4 protein-coding genes are annotated in these 6,346 nt (G+C 51.1%); all 4 read right to left on the bottom strand.

Annotated features, from left to right (window positions below):
• On the bottom strand, positions 1 to 2,438 hold a 2,438-nt coding region (locus HLG76_RS07100), incomplete at its 3' end, for a FimV/HubP family polar landmark protein (protein WP_368656349.1).
• Positions 2,439 to 2,718: 280 nt separating this feature from the next.
• Positions 2,719 to 3,732, bottom strand: a complete 1,014-nt coding sequence (locus tag HLG76_RS07095; protein ID WP_021023109.1) for an aspartate-semialdehyde dehydrogenase — start codon at positions 3,730 to 3,732, stop codon at positions 2,719 to 2,721.
• On the bottom strand, positions 3,729 to 4,883 hold the full coding sequence (locus tag HLG76_RS07090; protein WP_175993357.1) for a 4-phosphoerythronate dehydrogenase: 1,155 nt from the start codon (positions 4,881 to 4,883) through the stop codon (positions 3,729 to 3,731). Before HLG76_RS07090 ends, HLG76_RS07095 begins: the two co-directional genes overlap by 4 nt.
• Before the next feature lie 168 nt (positions 4,884 to 5,051).
• On the bottom strand, positions 5,052 to 6,266 hold the full coding sequence (gene fabB, locus HLG76_RS07085; RefSeq protein ID WP_175993356.1) for a beta-ketoacyl-ACP synthase I: 1,215 nt from the start codon (positions 6,264 to 6,266) through the stop codon (positions 5,052 to 5,054).
• Positions 6,267 to 6,346: the final 80 nt, after the last annotated feature.

Here is a 6,346-nt window from a genome sequence, read left to right as displayed (position 1 = left end):
ATTGGACCTTCGTCCACGTCATCCTGTGCATCGGATTCAGCGGTGTCATCGACTGGCGCTTCGTCCGTGTCATCCTGTGCATCGTCCTCAGTCTCGGGCTCTGCAGCGTCATCGACTGGCTCTTCGGGCACAGTGTCGGATGTGTCTTCAACCTCGGCGGCGTCATCCGGCTCAGCCGTTTGTTCAGGCTGTTGATCTGCTGGCGACTCGTCGGCGACGGGTGCTTCATCTGTATCGTTCTGAGCCTCGGCCTCGGGTTCCGCGGTATCCTCGGCTGACATTCTATCCGTATCATCCTGAGCTTCGGCCTCGGGCTCTGCAGTGTCATCGGCTGGCGCTTCATCCGTGTCACCCTGTGCGTCGTCGTCAGTCTCGGGCTCTGCGGGCTGTTCTGCTTTACGAGGATCAGGCTCTGGTTCACCCTCTGATTCATAAAGCAGTTTTTCGAGTTCCGCTTCATTAGGATCGCTGTCTTCAGCTTCTTCCCACAGTGCAGGATCATCTTCCTCCGCAAGTGGATCGGATTCGTCGTCGTCACCTAACACTTCCTCCAACAAGGCGTCAGAGTCTTCAAGGTGCGGATCATCGTTGTCTAATACTTCATCCAGTAAAGCATCACTGCTTTCATCAAACTCAGTCTCCGTATCATCTTGATCATTCAACCAGCTATCATCATCGTCATCATCATCACCGACAAGCTCATCAAGAAGCTCGGTCGTGTTGTCGAGCGAAACGCTGTCTTCGTCGTCATCATCTGATAAATCAATTTCTTGGCTGAGATCTAACGCTGGCTCATCGGCAAGGGCTGAGTCAAATAATGCATCATTCGGTGCTTGCTCTTCCGACTCTTCGCTTGATTCAGGGTTATCATCCGATGTCGCCTCAGTATCACTCTCTACGTTTGCTTCTGATTCACGCGTGGACTCAGAGGGTTCCTCCGACGTAGATTCAGTGCCCGATTCCCCGGCGAGCAAGGCATCAATGTCGTCTACATCACTGTCGTTACCTTCTTCTAGCGCTTTCGCCCACTCTGCTGCAAGCGCCTCGTCTGAGCTCATTTCCTCTTCAGGGAGGGCTGCGTCGTCGGTTTCACTTTCGCTGTCGGTCGACGTTTCGGTATCGGCAGGCGGTGTATCCGCCAATTCATCTAACGCACGCTCCATGTCCTCGAGTCCAATGGCATCGTCACTGGTTGGCGCAACGCTCGATTCGTTACCAGACATGTCGTCCAGTTCATCGTCAAGATTGAGATCATCAAGGTCCGTGTCATCACCGAATACCGTGTCATCACCAAATGCCACGTCTTCATCACTACGACCATCCTCAGTGATCTCTAACTCATCGTCAGATTGATCTTGGTGACTCTCCCCTTCCTGCTCATCTTCAGGATCGGGCACCATGATAACCGGCATATCATCTAGCTCATCATGGTCGAGTGAGGCGGGCTCGTCATGCTCTTCGTTTTGTTTCTTACGACGCGCCAAGAAGAAGAAAACCCCACCGGCAATTAACGCGCCAGGAATGATCGCGAACATGGCGAGCAGGAGTGGATTATCCAATAAAGAGTCGACCGCAGAGGGAGGCTGCGTCTCTTGTTTCGCCTGCTGCTGACGTTGTTGTTCTAGGAAAGCACGTATTTCCTGATTCAACTCGTCATCACTGCTCATTTTTTCTTTCAGCGCATTCAGTTCGTACTGAACTTCGGATAAGCGCACTTTGAGCACATGATTACTCTCAACCAAGCGGGTCATTTCTTGATCTGAGTTTTGTAGCTGCGATTGCAACGTTTCTACCACTTCAGGTTGTGGTGTCTCAGGCTCACTCGCGTCAGCGTCCTGTGCCTGCTCTGTTTCTGAGGCGCTTTGTTGCGATTCTGGTTCAGCTTGCTCGGGTTCGACTTGCTCTGATGCTTGAGCGTCAGGCTGGGTGACTTGATCACTCAATGGTGTCGTCGTTTGTGCTTGCTTACGTGCGTCATCAATTTCAAGACGATTTACGACATCTTGCGTACTTTCTCGTTCGATTTGCTCCAAGGTTGGCATCACTAATGTGCTACCTGGCTGCAAGCGATGGATATTATTATTGGCAAACGCGTCGGTATTGAGACGGAAAATCGCGCCCAATGTTTGGTAAACACTGACTTGTGTATTGGGACGCATTTGCGTCGCAATCGACCACAAGGTTTCGTTTGCACCTGTTGGGCCATATTGCTGCGCGGATTGCACCGTAGGCGGTTGTTGTGCGGATGACGACTCAGTCGTCATTTCGTCTTGCGGGCCCAGAATACGAATGGCCGCCTCGACCGGTAAGGTAGACACACTGACGAGACTGATCGCCAATAACCCCACGACGGCAAGAAGATGCCGCCTCACTGTGTGCGAGATTATCGTCAATCGCGTTTGAGAAGAAGACTGTTCACTTTGCTGTGCGTTGGACACACCCGCACTCCCTATGGCAGAAATGGCCTCACTAAATATCTAACTATATCGGAAGCCATGCGAAAAACTGTAGTTTGATGATATAAAAGTGTGTTGTGCGATCAAACTGTGGGCGCTCTGCCTCAGTTTTGCCTCGATGATAGCATGCCCACACTTCGCGTATCGTCATCTGTGCAAATTTAATGCCTAAAAAAATACCCCATCAACGGATGGGGTATCAATCAAATTGACATGGTGATGCGTGGACCATCACGCTCTTGTCATCGTCACACGCTGTCGATTAAAGATAATCGCGCACTAAGACTTCAGCAATTTGTACCGTGTTGGTTGCGGCACCCTTACGCACATTGTCAGCAACCACCCAGAGGTTTAAACCATTTGGATGGCTAATGTCGTTACGGACCCGTCCCACAAGCACCTTGTCTGATCCCGTCCCTTCTTTGACTTGGGTTGGATACTCTTCGCCTTCAAAGACTTCAATATGCTCGTGCTGGCTAAGGATTGCCATCGCCTCTGTTGCGTCAATGGGTTGACGGCATTCGATATGCACCGCTTCTGCATGGCCATAAAAAACAGGCACACGCACACAAGTAGGGTTAACACCAATCATCTCATCAGCGAAAATCTTTTGCGTTTCCCACACCATCTTCATTTCTTCTTTGGTGTAGCCGTTATCCATAAATTGATCGATCTGAGGCAAGCAATTGAAAGCAATTTGTTTGCTATAGAGCGAAGGTTCGGCATCTTGGCTATTGAGCAGTTTCACCGTTTGGCCTGCGAGTTCGTCGACACCCGACTTTCCAGATCCTGACACCGATTGATAGGTAGAGACGTTAATACGTTCGATCCCCACGGCATCGTAAATGGGTTTTAATGCGACCAGCATCTGAATCGTTGAGCAATTGGGATTTGCAATAATATTGCGGTTACGAAAATCACCAATCGCGGCTGGATTGACTTCCGGTACCACCAAGGGCACATCGAAATCATAGCGGAATTGTGAGGTATTATCGATCACCACCACTCCTGCTTCTGCGGCAATAGGCGCCCAATGTGCGGAGGTTTGCGCGCCTGCCGAAAACAAGCCAATTTGAACTTGGGTCCAATCAAAGGTGTCGACGTTTTGCACACGCAAACTTTCGCCTTTGAAGGTAATGGTTTCACCGGCACTGCGCTCGCTGGCAAGCAGGTGGAGAGTGCCAATAGGAAAATCGCGCTCTTCTAAAATGTCGATAATGGTACGGCCTACCGCACCTGTTGCGCCCAAAACCGCAACATCAAATGCTTGTGTCATGCGTGCTCCTCAATACTAAAGCCCAGCTTAGCCAGCGACTGTAACCCGAAATCAGCGTGTCCGGCTACCGTGATCGCACTGTACTCACGTCGATCCCAGTAATTTTTTCGTAATTGGTCAAAGGCTGTACGCTGTGCCGGTTTGTTCTCCCCTGCTTGTGTCATCGCTCGGCGAAAATCACTATCGTCGCGACGGATATCATAAACAAGTTGGGTTAACGCCATAAGATCAGTCTGCTGCCAAGGCGCGGCTAGTTGCACAGAAGGAATGGGCGCTGTCGGCAATAGCTCGGCGGCGTCAGCGCGCTGTGGTAACGATAAATGTTGGCATAAGGCATTAAACACCATGGTGGTACCGCGAGCTTTTCCTTCCAATCCATAGCCAGCGATATGTGGCGTTGCAAAGGTTAGCCGTTCGACCAAAGCAAGATCGACCTCGGGCTCATGCTCATACACGTCCAAAACTGCATCCATATCGCCTCGTGCCAGCCGTGTCTTAAGCGCTTGATTATCAACAATCGGGCCGCGTGCGGCATTAATCAAAATGCTTCCCGGTGCGAGTGCATTTAAACGAGCGTGATTCATCAAGTGATGAGTAGGGTGCTCACCAGTCGACGTCAGAGGCGTATGAAAGGTCACCACATCCGATTGTGCAATCAGCGTATCAATATCCACCATATCCGCGCGATTCTCACGCGCCTGACGCGGCGGATCGCAGAGCAAGGTATTAATGCCCAGTGCAGCTAAACGATCAGCTAAGTAACTCCCAACGTGACCGACACCGACAATACCGACGGTTCGGTCGGTCAATTTAAATGCTTGCTGTTGCGCCAACACCAATAAGGCACTGATCACATATTCCGCGACCCCAACTTTGTTGCAGCCCGGCGCTGCCGTGGCATATACGCCTTGTGCTTGCAGTGCATCAAAATCAAGGTGATCTTCTCCCGCGGTAGCCGAACCGACAAAGCGTAATTGCTTAGCATCTTGAATCAACGCGTGATTAACATGCGTGACACTGCGCACCAACAAAGCGTCGGCATCTTGGATATCTTCCGCACCGATCGCCCGGCCAGGTAAGGCAACGACTTCACCTAATTGGCTAAACAATGCCTGGGCGTAGGGCATGTTTTCATCTACAACTATTTTCACGGTCAGCATCCTGTTTTTAACGTCGCGTACGAGCGCTGAAAAATAACGCCCATTGTATCGCCCTACATGCAAGAAAACATCCGCCAAAAAGCATGCCCCCACGTCGGGCCAATAATAAAAAACCCGGCCGTGGCCGGGTCCATTGAGAACCTGAAAATAGGCGCGATATTAGCCGCGATACTTTTCAATCACCAAGGTGGCGTTCGTTCCGCCAAATCCGAAGCTGTTTGACATAACACGAGTGAGTGCTTGCTCACGTGGTTGTGTCACAATATCTAGCCCATCAGCGGCCGGATCCAAGTTATCAACATTGATACTCGGGGCGACAAAGCCGTGCGCCAGCATTAGCGTCGAGTAAATGGCTTCATGCGCCCCAGCAGCACCGAGTGCATGGCCTGTCATCGACTTGGTCGCGGAAATAGCAGGGCTCTTACCACCAAAGACTTCTTGGATGGCACCAAGCTCTTTGACATCACCCACTGGCGTTGACGTGCCATGGGTGTTGATATAATCCACCTCGCCATCAACATCTTGCATCGCCATGTTCATACAGCGCACCGCCCCTTCGCCGGATGGCGCGACCATATCATAGCCGTCAGACGTTGCCCCATAGCCGACAATTTCACCATAAATGGTGGCACCGCGCGCCAGCGCATGCTCAAGCTCTTCAACCACCAGCATACCGCCGCCGCCAGAAATCACGAAACCATCACGATCGGCATCATAGGTACGTGACGCTTTTTGTGGATCATCATTGTATTTGGTTGAGAGTGCGCCCATGGCGTCAAACATCATGGTGAGTGACCAATCAAGCTCTTCGCCGCCACCAGCAAACACGACGTCTTGTTTACCCAATTGAATCAGCTCAAGCGCATGGCCAATACAGTGTGCCGATGTCGCACAGGCCGAGCTCATGGTGTAGTTGACCCCTTTAATTTGAAACGGGGTCGCCAAGCACGCTGAGACCGTGGATGACATAGTACGTGGCACCATATAAGGGCCGAGGCGTTTTACACCTTTCTCGCGTAAGGTATCAACCGCCGTGACTTGGTTGACCGATGATGCGCCCCCAGAACCGGCAACTAGGCCCGTTCTCGGATTAGAAACTTGCTCAGGGGCTAAGCCTGAGTCTTCAATCGCCTGCTCCATGGCTAAATAGGCGAAGCCAGCCGCGTCCCCCATAAAGCGCATTTTTTTACGATCAATGTGGTCGGCTGGGTTAAGTTTGAGATCCCCCCAAACGTTGCTGCGCAGCTTCATATCTGCAAACTGCTGAGAGAAGTTAATGCCAGATTTCCCCGCTTTGAGCGACTCCAGCACTTCTTTGACGTTGTTACCAATACTGGAAACAATCCCCATGCCTGTAATGACAGCTCGTTTCATGATTCTTTCCTAGACGTTAATTTCGCAGTGGATGATAGCGTTTTTAAAGCTGATAAGTGGTCAGCTTTCCTTTCTATCAG

It is taken from the genome of Salinivibrio sp. EAGSL (assembly GCF_013366455.1).
In the GTDB taxonomy this organism is placed as follows: Bacteria; Pseudomonadota; Gammaproteobacteria; order Enterobacterales; family Vibrionaceae; genus Salinivibrio; species Salinivibrio costicola.
This window is presented reverse-complemented; position numbering and strand designations above follow the sequence as displayed.

Bases quoted from the DNA above. Each gene is read 5' to 3' on its own strand.
- fabB (WP_175993356.1), bottom strand. From the start codon at position 6,266: ATGAAACGAGCTGTCATTACAGGCATGGGGATTGTTTCCAGTATTGGT.
- HLG76_RS07095 (WP_021023109.1), bottom strand. From the start codon at position 3,732: ATGACACAAGCATTTGATGTTGCGGTTTTGGGCGCAACAGGTGCGGTA.